This window comes from Kushneria halocnemicola (assembly GCF_965650455.1).
Classification (GTDB): domain Bacteria; phylum Pseudomonadota; class Gammaproteobacteria; order Pseudomonadales; family Halomonadaceae; genus Kushneria.
Genome location: NZ_OZ287968.1, coordinates 1,137,308 through 1,155,403, shown reverse-complemented (window position 1 = coordinate 1,155,403; position 18,096 = coordinate 1,137,308). Strand labels below are relative to the sequence as shown.

The window sequence follows — 18,096 nt, the reverse complement described above, 5'->3', positions numbered from 1 at the left end:
CGAGATCGACCCATGAAGAGGCGCGCATGACGGTGAGATGTGAATCATGGGTAAAACTTAATCGGTTTTGGACTGTCTACCATACCGTGACGATGCGTCACGACGGGTTTGAGGGTGTCTGGGTATGAATCAGAAAGTACGGGAATCCCTTTCGGCATTGATGGACGGCGAGTGCAGCGAGTTCGAGACTCGACGTGTACTGAAATCGCTGTCTGACGATGCTGGTGAAGAGGCCGATACCTGGCGTCGCTATCATCTCATGCGCAGCATCATGCAGCGCGATGGCGCCATCGACGTGTCGACCGACCTGTCTGCCTCTATCCGGGCGCGCCTGGACCAGGAACACATGGAAGATGGCGTCGCGGGCCAGGAAACGCATCGGCGTACGGCACCGTTTTCCTTTATGGGCAGCGCTGCCATTGCGGCAGCCGTCAGTCTCATGGTCATGACCGGTGTACAGGTCTATCGAGCCAATACGGGCGTTGAAAGCGTTCCCGGCGGCGGTGGAAGTACTCTGGCATCACGCGATGCGGTCATTGACGGGGGAGGCGCCATGGTCGGCGGCGATGGTTCGATGGCTTCGCTGGCGGCGTTTCGCAGTACCGGCGGTGAGGAGGGTGGCAACGTCATGCCCATCGGCGCCCAGACGTCCTGGTTCATGGCGCCCGGTGAGGAAGACGCAGCACGCAACGATCATCAGCAGGTCGAAGTGCTTCAGGATTATCTGAACCGACATGTCGAACAGGCAGGCTATCGCAGCAATGTCTGGATGGCGAACATGCAGGGGCTGGCACCTGCCAGCGGTGAGTAAGGCGGGCCTTCAAGCAATGCGACAGTGGTTTTGTGCTTCTTTGATGGGAGCGGTGCTGTTTTCTCCCCTGTTTGTCGCCCAGGCTGACGCCGAGGAGATGCGCGGCGAAGGCCGGGCGCAGATCGCCTGTGATCAGCTCGACCAGAAGATAGGGGACAAAGGCGAGCAATGGTTCAAGCGCAGTCTCATGGCCGAACGCTGTCATGCCTTCCAGGCGGTGGCGCTGCGACTGGGCATGGGGTCGCTTCGTACCTTTTTGTTTGAACACCGTATTGATGATGGCAAGGAGCAGGAGCGCATTCAGTTTCTGGATGGCCCTGCCGAAACCATCGAGCACAAGGGGCATCCGCCCGGGCTGTGGTGGACAGGGCGTTCGGGAAGTTCTCCCCATCTGGCCTCCATCGACGACACGGTTGACCAGCTTCAGGATCACTACGATTTCAGCCTGATCGCCCGGGATATTGTGGCCGGTCGCAAGGCGGTCGTACTCGATATTACGCCTCGCGATAATCAGCGCTTTCCACATCGGCTATGGCTGGATGTCGCCAGCGGTCTGCCGCTTCGCCAGCAGCTGTTAAATGCGCAGGGTCATGCCGTCGATACCGTACAGATTGTACGTATCGACTCTCTGGTGCGCTCAAGCGACACCCTTTATCTGCAGGACCCCGTCAGTGATGCGATGCCTGAAGCGTCCTGGCATCCGGACTGGCTGCCGCAGGGATTTTACCGCCAGCCGGCAGAGCTTGACGTCACGCTTGAGGGCGCAAGGCTTGAGCGCGAAATCTACAGTGATGGTCTGGCCGCCATGAGTCTCTTTGCCGGCCCGGTCAAGGACGATACGGCACTGCGCGAAGGCGTGCACCAGCTGGGCAACTTTCGAGCAGCCGCGCGTCGTCTCCAGCATGACGGCAAGCCCTGGCAGGTCATTGCCGTAGGGGCCATGCCGGCTGAAGTGCTTACCCGCGTCGTGTCCCGGGTCCAGCTGCGTGATGGCACAAGTGCAGACGGTGATGTCCAGAACGATAGCGGTGTGACATCTCCCTGAATCGATACCGAATGCTCGTGTGGCCTCTTCGCACTTGAAAATGGTGGCCATGACGTCTCAGGATCGAGAACTTAAACCAGCCTTAATAGTCTATAGAGGTGACGGACAGGGCCCTTGTCTCTGTCCGGTTACTGCCTCTGCTACCGCCCTAGCCCATAAGAGTATCCGGAGTCCGAAGATGGCCGATTTCTCTTTCACCGATGCCCCTGTTACCGCTACCTGTCCGGAGCGATCACACGCTCGTCGCTGGCAGGTCATGACCCTGCTGACGCTGTTGATGACAGTTGCTCTGATCATGGCACTGCCGGCCAGAGCCGCCGAGCAGAAAAACGGTCTGCCCGATTTTACGGCCCTGGTCAAAAGCGCCGCACCTGCTGTCGTCAATATTTCAACGACGCGGGAGGCGGCCGCTCGCTCCGGCATGATGGGGCCCAATCAGCAGCTGCCCGATATCTTTCGTCACTTCTTTGGCGATCAGATGCCGCCGGGATTTGGCGGGATGCCCGACCAGAGGGGAGGCAGGACGCTAAGCTCGCTGGGGTCCGGCTTTATCATCAGTGATGACGGCTACATCCTCACCAATGCGCATGTCATTGACGGGGCCGATACGGTGACGGTGCGACTCAACGATCGTCGTGAGCTGACAGCCGATGTCATTGGTCAGGATCAGAAAACGGACATCGCGTTGATCAAGGTGGATGCCAATGATCTGCCCACGCTCCGGATGGGCGATTCAGACGGGCTTGAAACCGGCGAATGGGTGGCGGCCATCGGCTCTCCCTTCGGGTTTGATCACTCGGTGACGGCCGGCATCGTCAGTGCCATCAATCGCACGCTCCCCACCGACAGCTATGTGCCCTTTATCCAGACCGATGTGGCCATCAATCCGGGCAACTCCGGCGGGCCGCTGTTCAATCTGGACGGGGAGGTCGTCGGCATCAATTCGCAGATATTTACCCGAAGCGGCGGCTTCATGGGCGTGTCGTTTGCCATTCCGATCAACGTTGCCATGGATATCGCCGATCAGCTCAAGGACAACGGACGCGTCGATCGCGGCTGGCTGGGCGTTGTTATTCAGCCCGTCTCCGAAGACCTGGCCGACTCCTTTGGCCTGGACCGGGCACGCGGGGCACTGATTGCCGAGGTGGCGCCGGACAGCCCGGCGGAAAAATCGGGCCTGCGCTCCGGTGACATCATTCTCAGGGCCGGTGACAGCGATATCGATACGTCTGATGCGCTGCCACGCCTGATCGGGCGCGTCTCGCCGGACGACAGTATCGACCTGCATGTACAGCGTGACGGACGCGAGCAGACGATCAAGGTCACGGTAGGACAGTGGCCCGATAGTGACAGCGATACCGGTGAGGTGTCTCGGGCCGACAGTGACAGCATCGGTCTGGCGGTCTCCGGTCTGAGCGCCGAACAGCGCCAGCAGCTGGGTATAGAGGCCGGTGTGCTGGTCCAGCAGGTGGCACAGGACAGCCCCGCGGCTCGTGCCGGCCTGCAACCGGGCGATGTGGTCGTTGAGCTTGCCGGTCAGCCGGTGGATTCGGTTGCAACGCTTCGCAAACTGGTTGGCCAGCTTAACGATAAAAAGGCGGTCCCCATGCGTATCAATCGTGATGGCGCCACGCTTTTCGTTCCATTGCGACTGAGCACGCGTTGATCAACTCGTTCAATCGAAGGGGCCCGTCCGGGCCCCTTCATTCATCGCGAGTGCGGCATTACCCTCAGGGTGTCCATCAAGGCATTGCCTATCACCTGATTCGCCAACACGCTACAATGCGCCCATTTTCGGCCATGGTCAGTGCACGGATTCAACACGGCACGGATGCGCCATGGCTCACGGCGCTTTAACAGGTGATCACCTCGAATGACGAATGACGCAAGCAACGGGACGCTGAAACACATCCGCAACTTCTCGATCATTGCCCACATTGATCACGGGAAGTCGACGCTGGCGGATCGTATCATTCAGATTTGCGGCGGGCTGACCGAGCGCGAGCTCAAAGAGCAGGTGCTCGATACCATGGATCTCGAGCGCGAGCGCGGGATCACGATCAAGGCGCAGTCGGTCACGCTGGATTACAAGGCCGAGGATGGCACGGTCTATCAGCTCAACTTCATCGATACGCCAGGCCACGTTGACTTCTCCTATGAGGTGTCTCGTTCGCTGTATGCCTGTGAAGGGGCGCTGCTGGTGGTGGATGCCGGGCAGGGCGTCGAGGCGCAGTCGGTCGCCAACTGCTATACCGCCATCGAGCAGGGCCTTGAGGTTCTGCCCGTACTCAACAAGATGGACCTGCCCCAGGCCGATCCCGACAAGGTAAGCCACGAGATCGAGGAGATCATCGGGCTTGAGGCTGACAACGCCCCGCAGGTGTCGGCCAAGACAGGGCTTGGCATGGAAGGACTGCTCGAACGGCTGGTCAGCTTTATTCCGCCACCCAGGGGCGACATTACCAAACCCGCTCAGGCGCTGATCATCGACTCCTGGTTTGACAACTATCAGGGCGTGGTATCGCTGGTTCGCCTTTTTGACGGCACCGTTAAAAAGGGCGACAAGATCCTGATGAAATCCACCGGACGCGAGTGGGAAGTCAGCGATATCGGCATCTTTACTCCGCGCCAGAAAAGCACCGGCATGCTGCGAGCCGGTGAGGTGGGTTACATCATCGCCGGCATCAAGGACATCCACGGCGCACCGGTGGGTGACACCATCACCCATGCCAAAACGCCTCAGGTGGAGCGCCTGCCGGGCTTTCAAAAGGTCAAGCCGCAGGTCTACGCGGGCATGTTCCCGATCAGCTCGGACGACTATGAGGATTTCCGCGACGCGCTTGAGAAACTGGCGCTCAACGATGCCTCGCTGGATTACATTCCTGAAAACTCCGATGCCCTGGGCTTTGGTTTTCGCGTCGGCTTTCTTGGCACCCTGCACATGGAGATCGTTCAGGAGCGCCTCGAACGTGAGTATGGTCTTGACCTGCTGACCACCGCGCCGACCGTTATCTATGAGCTTGCCATGGAAGATGGGGAGGTCATGTATGTCTCCAACCCCTCCAAGCTTCCGGACATGGGCTCGGTCAACGAGATTCGCGAGCCGATCGTGCGGGCCAACATTCTGGTGCCGCAGGAGTATGTCGGTAACGTCATCAACGAATGCGTGGTGCGCCGCGGCGTGCAGCTCGACATGCAGGTGCTGGGCAGTCAGATGCAGCTGGTCTATGAGCTGCCGATGGGCGAGGTGGTCATGGACTTCTTTGATCGCCTGAAGTCGATCTCGAAAGGGTATGCCTCGCTGGATTACAGCTTCGAGCGCTTTGATGCGGCAAAGCTTGCACGCCTTGATGTTTTGATCAACGGCGACCGGGTCGATGCGCTGGCCACTATTGTTCATCGCGATCAGGCGCATCAGCGTGGCCGGTCGCTGGTTGAGCGTATGCAGGAGATGATTCCGCGTCAGATGTTTGATGTGGCCATCCAGGCCGCTCTGGGCGGCCATGTCGTGGCGCGTTCAACCGTCAAGGCGCTGCGCAAGAACGTCACGGCCAAGTGCTATGGCGGTGACGTGTCGAGAAAGCGCAAGCTGCTGGATAAGCAAAAGCAGGGCAAAAAGCGCATGAAACAGGTCGGCAAGGTAGAAATTCCGCAGGATGCCTTTTTGGCCGTACTAAAAGTCAATGATTGAGCGTAGCGCAGGCTACGCTCCCGTGAGTCGGGAAAGCATGTAATGGATTTTTCACTTCTGCTGGTGGTAGCCGTCCTTGTCACCGGGGCGATCTGGCTGCTGGATATCGTTGTGCTGCGTCGCAAACGCAAGGCTTCCACGGATGGCAGCCGGCCGCCGGGGGAAGTGACCCACAGCACCACGGCGCCCGGCGCACCGAAGGAGCCCTGGTATGTGGATTATTCCAGAGCCTTTTTCCCGGTGCTGCTGGTCGTTCTGGTGCTGCGCTCTTTTATTATCGAGCCGTTCCAGATTCCTTCCCGCTCCATGGAGCCCACGCTCGACGTTGGCGATTTCATCGCCGTAAGCAAGTTCTCTTATGGCCTGCGTCTGCCCGTGATCAATACGAAAATTCTGGATACGGGCGAGCCGGAGCGTGGCGATATCATGGTGTTTCGCTTTCCCGGCGACACCTCGGTCAATTACATCAAGCGTGTGATCGGCGTGCCGGGGGATCGCATTCGCTATCAGGACAAGCAGCTCTATATCAACGGGCAGCCGGTTCGAAAGGATCTGCTGGATGACAGCGGCAGCGACAACGACACCCAGGCGCTTTACAGGGAATCTCTCAAGGGGGTTGAGCATCATATCTTCAACAATCTTGATGCCCCGGGCCCTCAGATGAATGAAGTCACCGTACCGCCCGGTCATTACTTCATGATGGGCGACAACCGGGATGACTCCAACGACAGCCGCTACTGGGGCTTTGTGCCGGAAGAAAACATCGTGGGGCGTGCCTTTGCCGTCTGGATGCACTGGGACAGCGGTCTGCCGGACTTTACAAAGGCAAGACTGCTGCACTGAGCGTCTCTCGTTTCCTTTCCGTCAGGAAATACTGATGGAAAATCCCATCTGACAGAAGCTGTCGAAGGACAGCTTCTGTTATCATTTATGCCTGTTTCATTGAACAAAGCGACTATCTCGTGAGCAGTTCCCTCAATATCCTCAGCGATCGTCTCGGCTATCGTTTTGACGATAAGACCCGTCTTGAACTTGCCCTGACCCATCGCAGTTACGGCGGTGCCAACAACGAGCGACTGGAATTTCTGGGCGATTCCATCGTCAATTTTGTCGTGGGCGAGGCGCTCTATTCGCGCTTTCCCCAGGCTCGTGAAGGGCAGCTTTCAAGGCTCAGGGCGCGTCTGGTCAAGGGAGAGACACTGGCCGAGCTGGCGCGTGAGTTCGAGCTTGGTCAGTTTCTGCGGCTTGGCTCGGGAGAGATGAAAAGCGGCGGCCATCGGCGCGACTCCATTCTTGCCGACGCCGTGGAAGCCATTATCGGCGCCATCTATCTTGATAGTGACATGAACGCTGCCAGACGTTGCGTGCTGGCCTGGTATGACGCGCGCCTGCAGGCGCTCAATCTCGAGGATACCCAGAAGGATCCCAAGACACGCCTGCAGGAGTTTCTTCAGTCCCGCCAGATTCCACTGCCGCGCTATGAGGTGCTCAATATCGAAGGCGAGGCGCACGCCCAGCAATTTACGGTCAGCTGTCATGTGGAAGTGCTCAAGGCACCGACCACAGGCACCGGTGCCAGCCGTCGACATGCCGAGCAGCAGGCGGCCGAGCAGGCGCTGGCGTTGATCGAGTCGGCGCGGCGATGACGCCTTGCCCAATGCTGCCCGCCACCTTATGCACTATTCCCGCAACACCGGACACACGTTAACGTGGAGCATTTCATGAACGATATCACCACGGACGACACTCCCGAATCCGGTGCGTCCACGCGCTGTGGATTTGTGGCCATTGTCGGCCGCCCCAACGTGGGCAAATCAACCCTGATGAATCGCATTCTGGGTCAGAAGATTTCCATTACCTCGCGGCGCCCGCAGACCACCCGGCATCAGGTCATGGGCGTCAAGACCGAGGCCGACACGCAGACCATCTATGTGGATACACCCGGTATTCACATCATGCAAAAAGACCGCAATCGGGCCATCAACGCCTTCATGAACCAGGCCGCCACCCAGGCGCTGCGCGATATCGACTGCGTGGTCTTTATCGTGGATCGCACGAAGTGGACCAACGAAGACGATGTGGTGCTGGAAAAGCTCTCCCATGTTCAGGCGCCGGTGATCGTGGCCGTCAACAAGGTGGATTGGATCGAGGATCGAGGCAGGCTCATGGCATGGCTGGCCGAGCTTGAAAAACGTCGCAACTTTGCCGCCATCGTGCCGGTCTCGGCGCGTCATGGCACCAACGTTGAGGCGCTTGAAACCGAAGTTGCCAAACATCTGCCGCACAACGTTCACTTCTTTCCCGAGGATCAGATCACCGATCGCAGCCAGCGCTTTCTGGCCGCCGAACTGGTGCGTGAAAAGGTCATGCGTCAGTTGGGCGATGAGCTGCCCTATCAGATGACGGTAGAAGTCGAACAGTTTCGCGATGAAGGCCACATCATTCATATCCATGCCCTGATGCTGGTCGAGCGCGACGGTCAGAAAAAGATCCTGATCGGCGAAGGCGGTGATCGTATTAAAAAGATCGGCCAGGAAGCGCGCCTTGAAATGGAGAAGGCCTTTGACTGCAAGGTCATGCTCAAGCTCTGGGTCAAGGTCAAGCGTGGCTGGTCCGATGACGCACGCGCCCTGAAAAGCCTTGGTTACGATCTGGACTGATCATGGAACTGCAGCCGGCGTATCTGCTGCACCGTCAGGCCTGGCGTGAAACCAGTGCGCTGGCGGATATCCTGACGCTGCATGATGGGCGTATTCGTGCCGTGGCACGCGGCGTCATGCGGCCGGGCAGCCGAACGCGTCATCGACTTCAGCCCTTTACGCCGCTGCATCTGACCTGGCAGGGCGAGGGTGAGCTGAAAACCCTGAGAGTCATCGAATCCCAGGGGCCGGGGGCCATGCTGGCGGGGGAAGGGCTTATCTGCGGCCTTTATGCCAATGAACTGATGACCCGTCTTTTGCCCCTCTCGTTGCCGGTCGATACCCTGTTTGCCTTTTACGCGGCCCTGCTTGAAGCGCTGCCCTTTCCTGAACGACGTGGCGGTGCGCTCAGGCGTTTCGAGATCGCTCTTCTCGAGGCGCTCGATAGCGAGCCTGTTTTTCTTGACGAGCAGGACCGGCCACTTGACCGGGAAGGGCGCTATCTTTATGACCCTGCTCTGAAACGTTTTCGTCCGGCGCCTTCGGACGGGCCGGCCTTTGAGGCGCGCGCGCTGGGCTGGCTTGCCCGCGGCGACTGGGACGCCCCGGGGCTTGCCGGCACCGCGCGTGTCCTGACGCGTCAGGCATTGTCACCGCTTCTGGGCAGTCGCGAGCTGAGATCGCGCGAACTGATGAATGAACTGATGCGCCGTCGCCGAAGCGATGAGCGCTGAAGGAGAACAACATGTCGGACCAGATTTCCAACGTCCTGCCCCCGCGCATTCTGCTGGGCGTGAATGTCGACCACATTGCAACGCTTCGACAGGCGCGCGGCACACGATTTCCCGACCCGGTGCAGGCGGCCCTGATCAGTGAAGAAGCCGGCGCAGACGGTATCACCATGCATCTGCGCGAGGATCGCCGTCATATTCAGGACCGCGACATCGAGCTTGCCATGCAGATGCTCAATACGCGTCTCAATCTTGAGATGGCCGTGGTCGAGGAGATGATCACGCTGGCCGAGCGCCTGAGACCTGCCAATGTCTGTCTGGTGCCGGAAAAACGCGAAGAGCTGACCACTGAAGGCGGGTTGGACGTGGCCGGTAACGGCGAGCGGATTCGACAGGCCTGCCAGCGGCTCGGGGCAGCAGGCTGTGAGGTCTCACTGTTCATCGACCCTGACCCGGATCAGATCCGGGCGGCCTTTGATGCCGGCGCTCCGGTTATCGAGCTGCATACCGGCGCCTGGGTAGACGCGTCGCGTGACAATGCCGACCTCGAGCTTGCCCGCATTGCGGCCGCCGCCGAAATGGCTCATGCCCTGGGCATGACCGTCAACGCCGGCCATGGCCTGCACTATCACAACGTGGAAGCCATTGCGGCCATGCCCTGGTTTCACGAGCTCAACATCGGTCATGCGATCGTGTCGCGCGCTGCGCTGACCGGGCTTGATGAGGCCGTTCGCGAGATGAAGCGTTTGATGGTGCACTCGCGCGCCTTCAGCACGTTTGAGCAACCGGTCTGACGACGTCGGCCTGAAGACAATGCGTCGATCGGGCCGCGCTATAATAGGCTCTTTTTTGGCATCCCGTTGATTCTGGAGCGCTGCATGGATTACCCCACAATCGAATCCACCATCGGGCATACCCCGCTGGTGCGTCTCAAGCGACTTCAGGTCGGCAGCAACACGTTGCTGGCCAAGCTTGAAGGCAACAATCCCGCCGGTTCGGTCAAGGACCGCCCGGCTTTGTCAATGCTCGCCCACGCCGAAGCGCGCGGTGAGATCACACCCGGCGACACGCTGATCGAAGCCACTTCCGGCAATACCGGGATTGCGCTTGCCATGGCGGCAGCCATTCGCGGCTACAAAATGGTTCTGATCATGCCGGACAGCGCCAGCAGCGAGCGCAAGCAGGCCATGGCCGCCTACGGCGCTAGACTCATTGAGGTGACGAAAGAGCAGGGCATGGAAGGCGCGCGGGATCTGGCCGATGACATGATCGCGCGCGGTGACGGCAAGCCGCTCAATCAGTTTGCCAACCATGACAATCCGCTGGCGCATTTTGAAACCACCGGCCCTGAGCTCTGGGAGCAGACCGGTGGCAACATTACCCATTTCGTCAGCTCGATGGGCACCACCGGCACCATCATGGGCGTGTCGCGCTATCTGAAATCGAAAAACGAGGCGATCCAGATCGTGGGACTTCAACCCGAGGACGGCGCCAGCATTGCCGGCATCCGGCGCTGGCCGGAAGCCTATCGCCCGAGTATTTTCGAGCAGTCGCGCGTGGACAGAATCATCGACATCGGCCAGCACGAAGCCGAAGAGCACATGCGTCGTCTGGCCCGTGAAGAGGGCATTCTGGCCGGGGTCTCCTCGGGCGGGGCCCTGGCCGGCGCCCTTCGTATCGCGCGTGAAGTCGACAACGCCGTGATCGCCTTTATCGTTTGTGACCGTGGGGATCGCTATCTTTCCACCGGTCTTTATGCACCGGAGCAGGATTGAACATGGCCATGCTGGGACAGCGTCGTCAAAAGCGCCCCGCGACGCGCAAGCGTCTGGAAACGCCAAACGAGAAACGCGCTGATGAAAAAAGCGTCCTGATCGAGCGTCTGGCGCACGATGGACGCGGCGTGGCGCGCGACCGTGATGGCAAGACGCTTTTCATCGAGCAGGCTTTGCCCGGTGAAGAAATCGAAGTCGCCATCCATACCCAGCACGGTCGTTATGATGAAGGGCACGTACGCCGGGTGATCAAGGCCTCCGAGGAGCGTGTTACGCCGGGCTGCGCGCATTTCGGACGCTGTGGCGGTTGTGATCTTCAGCATCTCGCCATTGAAGGCCAGCGTCGCCACAAGCAGCAGGTGCTGCGTGAACATCTGGCACGCCATGATATCGAGCTTCCCGAGCCGTCACTGCTTGAAGGCGAGGCGTGGGGCTATCGCCGCCGTGCGCGACTGGGCGTTCGGGTCGGCAGCGATGACCGCATTCATGTGGGCTATCGGGTGCGGGGGCAGGATCGACTTTTCAATATCGAGCAGTGTCCCATTCTTGACCCCTGTCTTGAGGCGCTGATCCAGCCGCTGCGCGCGCTGATCGAGTCGCTTGAAGCGCCGCGTCGGCTGGGGCATATCGAACTGGTGGCCGGCGATGACGTCGCCATGATCACCCTGCGTCAGCTTCGCCGTGTCTCCGGCGATCTAACGCGCTGGCAGCAGTTTGCTCGTGAGCATGATCTGCTGTTGAGCGTCCTGTCCGGTGACGGGGACAAACCGGTGCTGGAGCGGCTGGACGGCCGGCCTGACACATGGCCGCACTATCGGGCGCTGCCTGACGTGCCGGCCTCTGCCATCAGTGTTCACAGCGGCGATTTCCTGCAGGCCAATGCCGGCGTCAATCATCAGCTGGTGGCGCGAGTGCTCGAGTGGGCCGGTGTTTATGACGACATGCCGGTCGTTGACCTGTTTGCCGGGGTGGGTAACTTCTCCCTGACGCTTGCCGCCGCCGGTGCCCGGGTCATCGCCTACGAAGGTCGAGAGTCGATGGTGCAGCGACTGCGCGATAATGCACTGGCAGCGGGACTGTCGGCGCGTGTTGATGCTCGCCGGACAGACCTTGCCGATGCGCCGCCCGGCCTTGAAGACGCCGCGCTAGTGGTGCTTGATCCGCCCCGCGCCGGTGCACAGGACATCTGCCGGGTGCTGGCGCAGCACGGGCCTTCACGGGTGCTTTACGTGTCCTGTGAGCCGGCCACCCTGGCACGTGATGTGCATCTGCTGGTCAGCGGCGGCTATCGTCTGGTCCGTGCCGCGGTGGCCGATATGTTCCCGCAGACGGCGCATCTGGAATCGCTGGTGCTGCTCGAGCGTCAGCCTACATAAAAGACATGACGGGGATCGTGTTACATGGTCAAGGTTCGTGAAGATCAGCCGCTCGATGCCGATGGACGGGTCGATATCACGACCTGGATTGCCCATCTCCAGAGCGAAGTACCGCTCAAGGACCCGGCCGAGCTGGAACGTGCCTGCCGCTTCGCCGCAAAGGTCAATCAGGAAGCATCCAGCCAGCAGCCCGCCTGGCGCGATATTTATTCCGCCTTTCGCATCGGGCTGGAAATGGCCGATATTCTCAGCGAGCTCAAGCTCGACCAGCAGGCCATTACGGCAGCCGTGCTGTATCGCAGCGTGCGCGAGGGCCTGACGCGTCTGGAGGCGGTCGAGCGCCAGTTCGGCTCGGAAGTGGCCGGTTTGATCGACGGCGTTTTGCGCATGGCCGCCATCTCCCAGCTGCAGGCGCCGGATCAGGCCATGACCCAGCACAATCAGCAGGAAAATCTGCGCAAGATGCTGGTGGCCATGGTGGATGATGTGCGCGTGGCGCTGATCAAGATTGCCGAACGCACCAGCATGCTGCGCCAGGTCAAGGACGGCTCCCGCGAGCGCGCCCTGCGTGTGGCGCGCGAAGTCTTCGATATCTACGCCCCGCTGGCGCACCGACTGGGGATTGGCCAGCTCAAGTGGGAGCTGGAAGATCTCTCCTTTCGCTACCTGCATGAAAGCGATTACAAGACCATCGCCAAACAGCTGGCGGAAAAGCGCCTTGATCGCAATCGCTACATCCATGACGTCGTGGACACGCTCAAGCGCCTTCTCGAGGCGCAGAACATCACACGCTACGACCTTTCCGGTCGTGCCAAGCATATCTATTCGATCTGGCGCAAGATGAAGCGCAAGCACATCGACTTTTCCCAGGTCTACGATGTGCGCGCCGTACGGGTGCTGGTGCCTGAAGTCACCGATTGCTACACCGTGCTGGGTATCGTGCATTCGCTCTGGCATCACGTGCCCAACGAATTTGATGACTACATCGCCAATCCCAAGAAAAACGGCTATCAGTCGCTGCACACCGCCGTGTTCGGCCCGGAAGGCAAGGTGCTCGAAATTCAGATCCGCACCTTTGCCATGCATGAGGATGCCGAGCTTGGGGTATGTGCACACTGGCGCTACAAGGGCACCGATGTCGATTCCAAAAGCCGCAGCTACGAGCAAAAGATTGCCTGGCTGCGTCAGGTGCTGGAGTGGCAGGAGGAGGTCGGCGAGCTGACCGATCTTACCGAGGGGCTCAACTCCGACATCGCCCCGGATCGCATCTACGTCTTTACCCCGGAAGGGCATGTGATCGATCTGCCCCGGGTCGCGACGCCGATCGACTTTGCCTACCGCGTGCACACGGAAGTCGGCCACCACTGTCGCGGTGCGAAGGTGGATGGGCGCATCGTGCCCCTGACCTATCAATTGAAGACCGGCCAGCAGGTCGAGATTCTCAACGCCACCCAGGGCGGGCCGAGCCGTGACTGGCTCAACCCGTCGCTGGGGTATGTCTGCACCTCCCGGGCCCGGGCCAAGATCCAGTCATGGTTCAAGCTGCAGGCGCGTGAGCAAAACGAGGAAGAAGGGCGCGTTCTATTGGAGCGCGAGTTTCGCCGCCTCGATCTTGAACGTCTGGATCGCACGCGTCTGGCGCAGGCCGTCAACTACAACACGCCCGAGGACATGTACGCCGCCATTGGTGCCGGCGATCTGCGTATCGGGCAGGTGCTCTCTCAGGCGCAGCATCTTTTTGGCGAAACCGAAGACATTGACGAGCTTGACCGTCTGCTGGCGCGCCCGCGCCGTCAGGGGGCGCGTGAAAGCACTGATACCATCACCGTACTGGGCGTCGGCAATCTCAAGACCCAGATGGCCAACTGCTGTCATCCGGTACCGGGAGACGACATCGTGGGCTTTATTACCCAGGGGCGGGGGGTCACCGTTCATCGCAAGGACTGCCCCAATATCCTGCAGCTTCAAGGCGATGAACCCGCGCGTATCGTGCAGGTTGAATGGGGGCAGCAGCAGCCCATTCAGTATCCGGTCGATATCGAAATCAAGGCGTGGGACCGCTCCAATCTGCTGCGCGATGTCACCGGCATCCTGTCCAACGAAAGGGTCAACGTGCTGGGCGTTAATACAACGACCAATCGCGATGACCATATGGCCACGATGAAGATCACGCTGGAGGTGGCAGGGCTTGATGTGCTTTCGAAGGTGGTCAACCGTATCGGACAGTTGACCAATGTGACCGATATTCGTCGGCTGCGTCAGGGCGGTGGCGGCATGCGGGAATCTTCATAGGCAGGCCTTTCGCAAGGCAGGGGTATTTTGATGCAGCAGGCACAGCGCTACACGCTCGACGATCTACTGACACTGATGCAGGTGCTGCGGGACCCGCAACAGGGGTGCCCGTGGGATGTGGCCCAGCACTGGGACACGATCGTGCCCCACACGATCGAAGAGGCCCATGAGGTTGCCGATGCCATCGAGCGTCGCGCCTTTGAGGAGCTGCCCGGCGAGCTGGGAGATCTGCTGTTCCAGATCATTTATTACGCCCAGTTCGGCCGCGAGGAAGCTCGATTCGACTTCCACGATATTGTTCATGTGCTGACGGCCAAGATGGTTGCCCGTCACCCGCACGTGTTTCCTGACGGCCATCTCGGCTCACGTCGACAGGGTGTGGCGGCGCTTGATGTGGATACCTCGGAGGTCAACCGGCGCTGGGAGGCGCGCAAGGCCAACGAGCGTGATTCGCGAGCGGCCACATCACACCTGGATGATATCCCGCTGGCGCTACCGGCGCTGTCTCGCGCCAACAAGCTCTCCAGTCGGGCCTCCCGGGCAGGCTTTGACTGGCCCGACCACCACGGCGCGCTGGACAAGATTCGCGAGGAGCTGGCCGAGCTGGAAGTTGAAATCGAGGCCGGCCATCAGGAGAACATGAACGCCGAGCTGGGCGATCTTCTCTTCGCCGTAGTCAATCTGGCCCGCCACCTGAAGGTTGATCCGGAACAGGCGCTGCGCGGTACCGGACAGCGTTTTGAAAACCGCTTTCGTTATGTTGAAAAGGCCGTTCAGGCCAGTGGCCGGCCCATTGATGCCATCGATCTCGAGACCCTGGAAGGGCACTGGCAGGACGCCAAGCGTGTCGAGCGCGGGCAGTAGCGACGGATAATCGAGTCTTCGACTTTGGTCGCAAGTCATTAGTGTAGTGTTGTTGTTGTTTCCCGAGCGCGTCAGGCTCTTGCTTCCTGTCACGCGCCTTGCGGAGTCTTTCATGCAACACGCTTCTTCTTCTGCCCCTGAAGGTGCCTCTTCAGGGGAGGGTGCCAACCACGATCCTGCGCTGGAAGACAACGTGCTTCACGCTTCCCTGCGTGAGCATGTGCGTCTGCTCGGCGATAGCCTGGGGCATACCATTGCCGATGATCTGGGCACCGAGTTTGTCGATCAGATCGAAAGGATCCGAGCGCTGGCCAAACGGGGGCGCAAGGACGCCGGGGCTCGCGCCGAGCTGATCGAATACCTTCGTACCCTGCCCGAAGAGCGCATGCTGCCGGTGACGCGCGCTTTCAACCAGTTTCTGAATCTGGCCAATCTTGCCGAGCAGCACTATCGCGGCCGCTTTCGTCGGGTCGAGGATTATCGCCCCGGCACCCAGCCCCGTCTGGACGATCTGCTCGAGCGTCTGACGCAGGCCGGTCACGACGGCGAGGCGTTGATCGAGCGCATTGCCTCGATGCGCATCGAACTGGTCATGACGGCGCACCCGACAGAAGTGGTCAGGCGCACCCTGATTCGCAAATACGACGCCATCAACGCCTGTCTGGGAGAGCTCAACGCCAGCGAAGAGCATCCCGAGCGTCTGGAGCAGTTGCAGGGACGACTCAATGAGCTGGTCAGCCAGGCCTGGCACACCAGCGAGATCCGTGCCGAACGGCCGACCCCGGTGGATGAGGCACGCTGGGGACTGGCGGTGATCGAGCAGTCACTGTGGCAGGCTGTACCGACCTTCTACCGCGAGCTGGATCAGATGCTGCTGTCGCGTGCCGGGCGGCGCCTGCCACTGGAGGCGGCCCCCATCCGGTTTGCCTCGTGGATGGGCGGCGACCGCGATGGCAACCCCAACGTGACCTCGGCCGTGACGCGTGAGGTGCTGCTGCTTGAGCGTCATCGCGCGGCGGAAAGCTTTCGTCGTGACGTCGAGCAGCTGCGTCTTGAGCTTTCCATGTGGAAGGCCACGCCGGCGCTGATCGAGCTGGCCGGTGGCCCCTGTCCCGAGCCCTACCGCAGGGTGCTCAGCGACCTCGAACAGCGACTGGGGGCAACCCGCGATAAGGCGCAGATGATCTGGGAAGGACATGGCTGGAGCGGCGAGCGGCCCACGGTGGATACCCGCGAAGCGCTGCAGGCGCCGCTGGAAGCCTGCTATCACTCGCTGATGACCTGCGGTCTTGATGTGATCGCCAACGGGGCGTTGCTGGATACCCTGCGCCGGGTGGCCTGTTTTGGTACCACCATGACGCGCCTCGATATCCGTCAGGAATCCACTCGCCACACCCAGGTGTTTGAAGAGCTGACCCAATATCTGGAGCTTGGCAACTACGCCGAGTGGGACGAATCGGCCCGCCGTGAGTTCCTGCTCAACGAACTGGGCTCGCCGCGTCCGCTGATCCCGTCGCAGTGGCCCTGCTCGGACGAGGTTCGCGAGGTGCTCGACACCTTCGAGGTGATCGGTTCGGAGTACAGCGAAGCGCTGGGCTCCTACGTCATTTCCATGGCGGGGCAGGCCAGCGATGTGCTTGCCGTGGCGCTTCTCATGAAGGCCGTGGGTGGCCGGGTCAGCCTGCCCATCTCACCGCTGTTCGAAACGCTGGACGATCTGGATCGCGCCGGTCATGTGGTCAATGACCTGCTGGGCATGGCGCAGTATCGGGCGCTGATCGACGCCCGCCAGGAGGTGATGATCGGCTATTCGGACTCGGCCAAGGACGCCGGACAGCTGGCGGCGGCCTGGGCGCAGTATCGCGCTCAGGAGCGACTGGTCGGGGTCTGTCATGAGCATGGCGTTACGCTGACGCTCTTTCATGGCCGTGGTGGCACGGTTGGACGCGGGGGCGGCCCGGCCCATGCGGCCATTCTTTCCCAGCCGCCGGGTTCCGTGCAGGGCAGTCTGCGTGTGACCGAACAGGGCGAGATGATTCGTTTCAAGTTCGGTCAGCCACGTATCGCCGTGCGCTCCATGGAGATCTATCTCAGCGCGGTACTCGAGGCGACATTGTTGCCGCCGATCGAGCCAAAGCAGGCATGGCGCGAGGAGATGGATCATCTGGCCTCGCGCGCCCATCAGGTGTACTCGAGTATCGTGCGCGAAGACCCGGCCTTTGTGCCCTATTTTCGCGCCGTAACGCCGGAGACCGCGCTGTCCGGGCTGCCGCTGGGATCCCGCCCGGCCAAGCGCCGCGCCTCGGGTGGCGTTGAAACGCTCAGGGCCATCCCCTGGATATTTGCCTGGACTCAGACGCGACTGATGCTCCCGGCCTGGCTGGGTAGCGATGCCGCCTTTGCCGAGCGCAGTAACAGCGAAGAGGGCATGGCCCGGCTGCGCGAGATGATGAACGAGTGGCCGTTTTTTGGCACCTTCCTGGACATGCTCGAGATGCTGCTGGCCAAGGCCGACGCCGAGATCAATGCCTACTACGAAGAACGCCTGATTGATGATGACAACTCCCGCGCGCTGGGCACGTCACTGCGCGAGCGCCTGGAGGGGCTCGAGAAGACGCTTTTGAACATTCGCGAACAGCATCATCTGCTTGAGCATGCGCCGCTGATTCGTCAGGCCGTGGACATACGCAATCCCTATATCGATCCGCTCCATGGGCTTCAGGCAGAGCTTTTGTACCGAAGCCGCCAGCTTGAGGGCGATATTTCTCCGGATCTGCAGCGGGCCCTGATGGTGACGATGGCCGGTATTTCGGCGGGACTTCGCAACACGGGGTAAGGGCGACAAACGCCTTGATGAGACAAATGATCAACA

The 18,096-nt window shown here is 60.6% G+C and carries 14 protein-coding genes; all 14 read left to right on the top strand.

Annotated features, from left to right (window positions below; genetic code table 11):
• Nucleotides 1–124 precede the first annotated feature (124 nt).
• A complete protein-coding gene (locus ACS92L_RS05210; RefSeq protein WP_438767483.1) occupies nucleotides 125–811 on the top strand; it encodes a sigma-E factor negative regulatory protein in 687 nt (228 codons plus the stop codon).
• Nucleotides 812–863: 52 nt separating this feature from the next.
• Nucleotides 864–1,856 (top strand): MucB/RseB C-terminal domain-containing protein, encoded by a 993-nt coding sequence (locus ACS92L_RS05205; RefSeq protein WP_438767482.1) that lies wholly within the window; start codon nucleotides 864–866, stop codon nucleotides 1,854–1,856.
• A gap of 256 nt (nucleotides 1,857–2,112) precedes the next feature.
• Nucleotides 2,113–3,522 (top strand): DegQ family serine endoprotease, encoded by a 1,410-nt coding sequence (locus ACS92L_RS05200; protein WP_438768420.1) that lies wholly within the window; start codon nucleotides 2,113–2,115, stop codon nucleotides 3,520–3,522.
• A gap of 207 nt (nucleotides 3,523–3,729) precedes the next feature.
• Nucleotides 3,730–5,547, top strand: a complete 1,818-nt coding sequence (gene lepA, locus ACS92L_RS05195; protein WP_438767480.1) for a translation elongation factor 4 — start codon at nucleotides 3,730–3,732, stop codon at nucleotides 5,545–5,547.
• Nucleotides 5,548–5,589: 42 nt separating this feature from the next.
• Nucleotides 5,590–6,390, top strand: a complete 801-nt coding sequence (gene lepB, locus ACS92L_RS05190; protein ID WP_438767479.1) for a signal peptidase I — start codon at nucleotides 5,590–5,592, stop codon at nucleotides 6,388–6,390.
• 119 nt (nucleotides 6,391–6,509) lie between these two features.
• Nucleotides 6,510–7,193 carry a ribonuclease III gene (rnc, locus tag ACS92L_RS05185; RefSeq protein ID WP_438767477.1) on the top strand — a complete coding sequence of 228 codons (684 nt, stop codon included), beginning with the start codon at nucleotides 6,510–6,512 and terminating at the stop codon, nucleotides 7,191–7,193.
• A gap of 75 nt (nucleotides 7,194–7,268) precedes the next feature.
• The gene (gene era, locus ACS92L_RS05180) at nucleotides 7,269–8,207 is read left to right on the top strand and encodes a GTPase Era (protein WP_438767475.1); all 939 of its coding nucleotides are present in this window, start codon (nucleotides 7,269–7,271) and stop codon (nucleotides 8,205–8,207) included.
• 2 nt (nucleotides 8,208–8,209) lie between these two features.
• Nucleotides 8,210–8,920, top strand: a complete 711-nt coding sequence (recO, locus tag ACS92L_RS05175; protein WP_438767473.1) for a DNA repair protein RecO — start codon at nucleotides 8,210–8,212, stop codon at nucleotides 8,918–8,920.
• Between the two features lie 11 nt (nucleotides 8,921–8,931).
• Nucleotides 8,932–9,711, top strand: coding sequence for a pyridoxine 5'-phosphate synthase (gene pdxJ, locus ACS92L_RS05170; protein WP_438767471.1), 780 nt, complete (start codon nucleotides 8,932–8,934; stop codon nucleotides 9,709–9,711).
• Between the two features lie 84 nt (nucleotides 9,712–9,795).
• Nucleotides 9,796–10,692, top strand: coding sequence for a cysteine synthase CysM (cysM, locus tag ACS92L_RS05165; RefSeq protein ID WP_438767469.1), 897 nt, complete (start codon nucleotides 9,796–9,798; stop codon nucleotides 10,690–10,692).
• 2 nt (nucleotides 10,693–10,694) lie between these two features.
• Nucleotides 10,695–12,068: a TRAM domain-containing protein gene (locus ACS92L_RS05160; protein ID WP_438767467.1), complete on the top strand. Its 1,374-nt coding sequence runs from the start codon at nucleotides 10,695–10,697 to the stop codon at nucleotides 12,066–12,068.
• A 24-nt stretch (nucleotides 12,069–12,092) separates the two neighbouring features.
• Nucleotides 12,093–14,360 carry a GTP diphosphokinase gene (gene relA, locus ACS92L_RS05155; protein ID WP_438767465.1) on the top strand — a complete coding sequence of 756 codons (2,268 nt, stop codon included), beginning with the start codon at nucleotides 12,093–12,095 and terminating at the stop codon, nucleotides 14,358–14,360.
• A gap of 30 nt (nucleotides 14,361–14,390) precedes the next feature.
• On the top strand, nucleotides 14,391–15,224 hold the full coding sequence (mazG, locus tag ACS92L_RS05150) for a nucleoside triphosphate pyrophosphohydrolase (RefSeq protein WP_438767464.1): 834 nt from the start codon (nucleotides 14,391–14,393) through the stop codon (nucleotides 15,222–15,224).
• Between the two features lie 112 nt (nucleotides 15,225–15,336).
• Nucleotides 15,337–18,060 carry a phosphoenolpyruvate carboxylase gene (gene ppc, locus ACS92L_RS05145; protein WP_438767463.1) on the top strand — a complete coding sequence of 908 codons (2,724 nt, stop codon included), beginning with the start codon at nucleotides 15,337–15,339 and terminating at the stop codon, nucleotides 18,058–18,060.
• Nucleotides 18,061–18,096 lie beyond the last annotated feature (36 nt).

Bases quoted from the DNA above. Each gene is read 5' to 3' on its own strand.
- mazG (WP_438767464.1), top strand. From the start codon at position 14,391: ATGCAGCAGGCACAGCGCTACACGCTCGACGATCTACTGACACTGATG.
- lepB (WP_438767479.1), top strand. From the start codon at position 5,590: ATGGATTTTTCACTTCTGCTGGTGGTAGCCGTCCTTGTCACCGGGGCG.
- recO (WP_438767473.1), top strand. From the start codon at position 8,210: ATGGAACTGCAGCCGGCGTATCTGCTGCACCGTCAGGCCTGGCGTGAA.
- ACS92L_RS05160 (WP_438767467.1), top strand. From the start codon at position 10,695: ATGGCCATGCTGGGACAGCGTCGTCAAAAGCGCCCCGCGACGCGCAAG.
- ACS92L_RS05200 (WP_438768420.1), top strand. From the start codon at position 2,113: ATGACCCTGCTGACGCTGTTGATGACAGTTGCTCTGATCATGGCACTG.
- cysM (WP_438767469.1), top strand. From the start codon at position 9,796: ATGGATTACCCCACAATCGAATCCACCATCGGGCATACCCCGCTGGTG.
- relA (WP_438767465.1), top strand. From the start codon at position 12,093: ATGGTCAAGGTTCGTGAAGATCAGCCGCTCGATGCCGATGGACGGGTC.
- ACS92L_RS05210 (WP_438767483.1), top strand. From the start codon at position 125: ATGAATCAGAAAGTACGGGAATCCCTTTCGGCATTGATGGACGGCGAG.
- pdxJ (WP_438767471.1), top strand. From the start codon at position 8,932: ATGTCGGACCAGATTTCCAACGTCCTGCCCCCGCGCATTCTGCTGGGC.
- ppc (WP_438767463.1), top strand. From the start codon at position 15,337: ATGCAACACGCTTCTTCTTCTGCCCCTGAAGGTGCCTCTTCAGGGGAG.
- era (WP_438767475.1), top strand. From the start codon at position 7,269: ATGAACGATATCACCACGGACGACACTCCCGAATCCGGTGCGTCCACG.
- lepA (WP_438767480.1), top strand. From the start codon at position 3,730: ATGACGAATGACGCAAGCAACGGGACGCTGAAACACATCCGCAACTTC.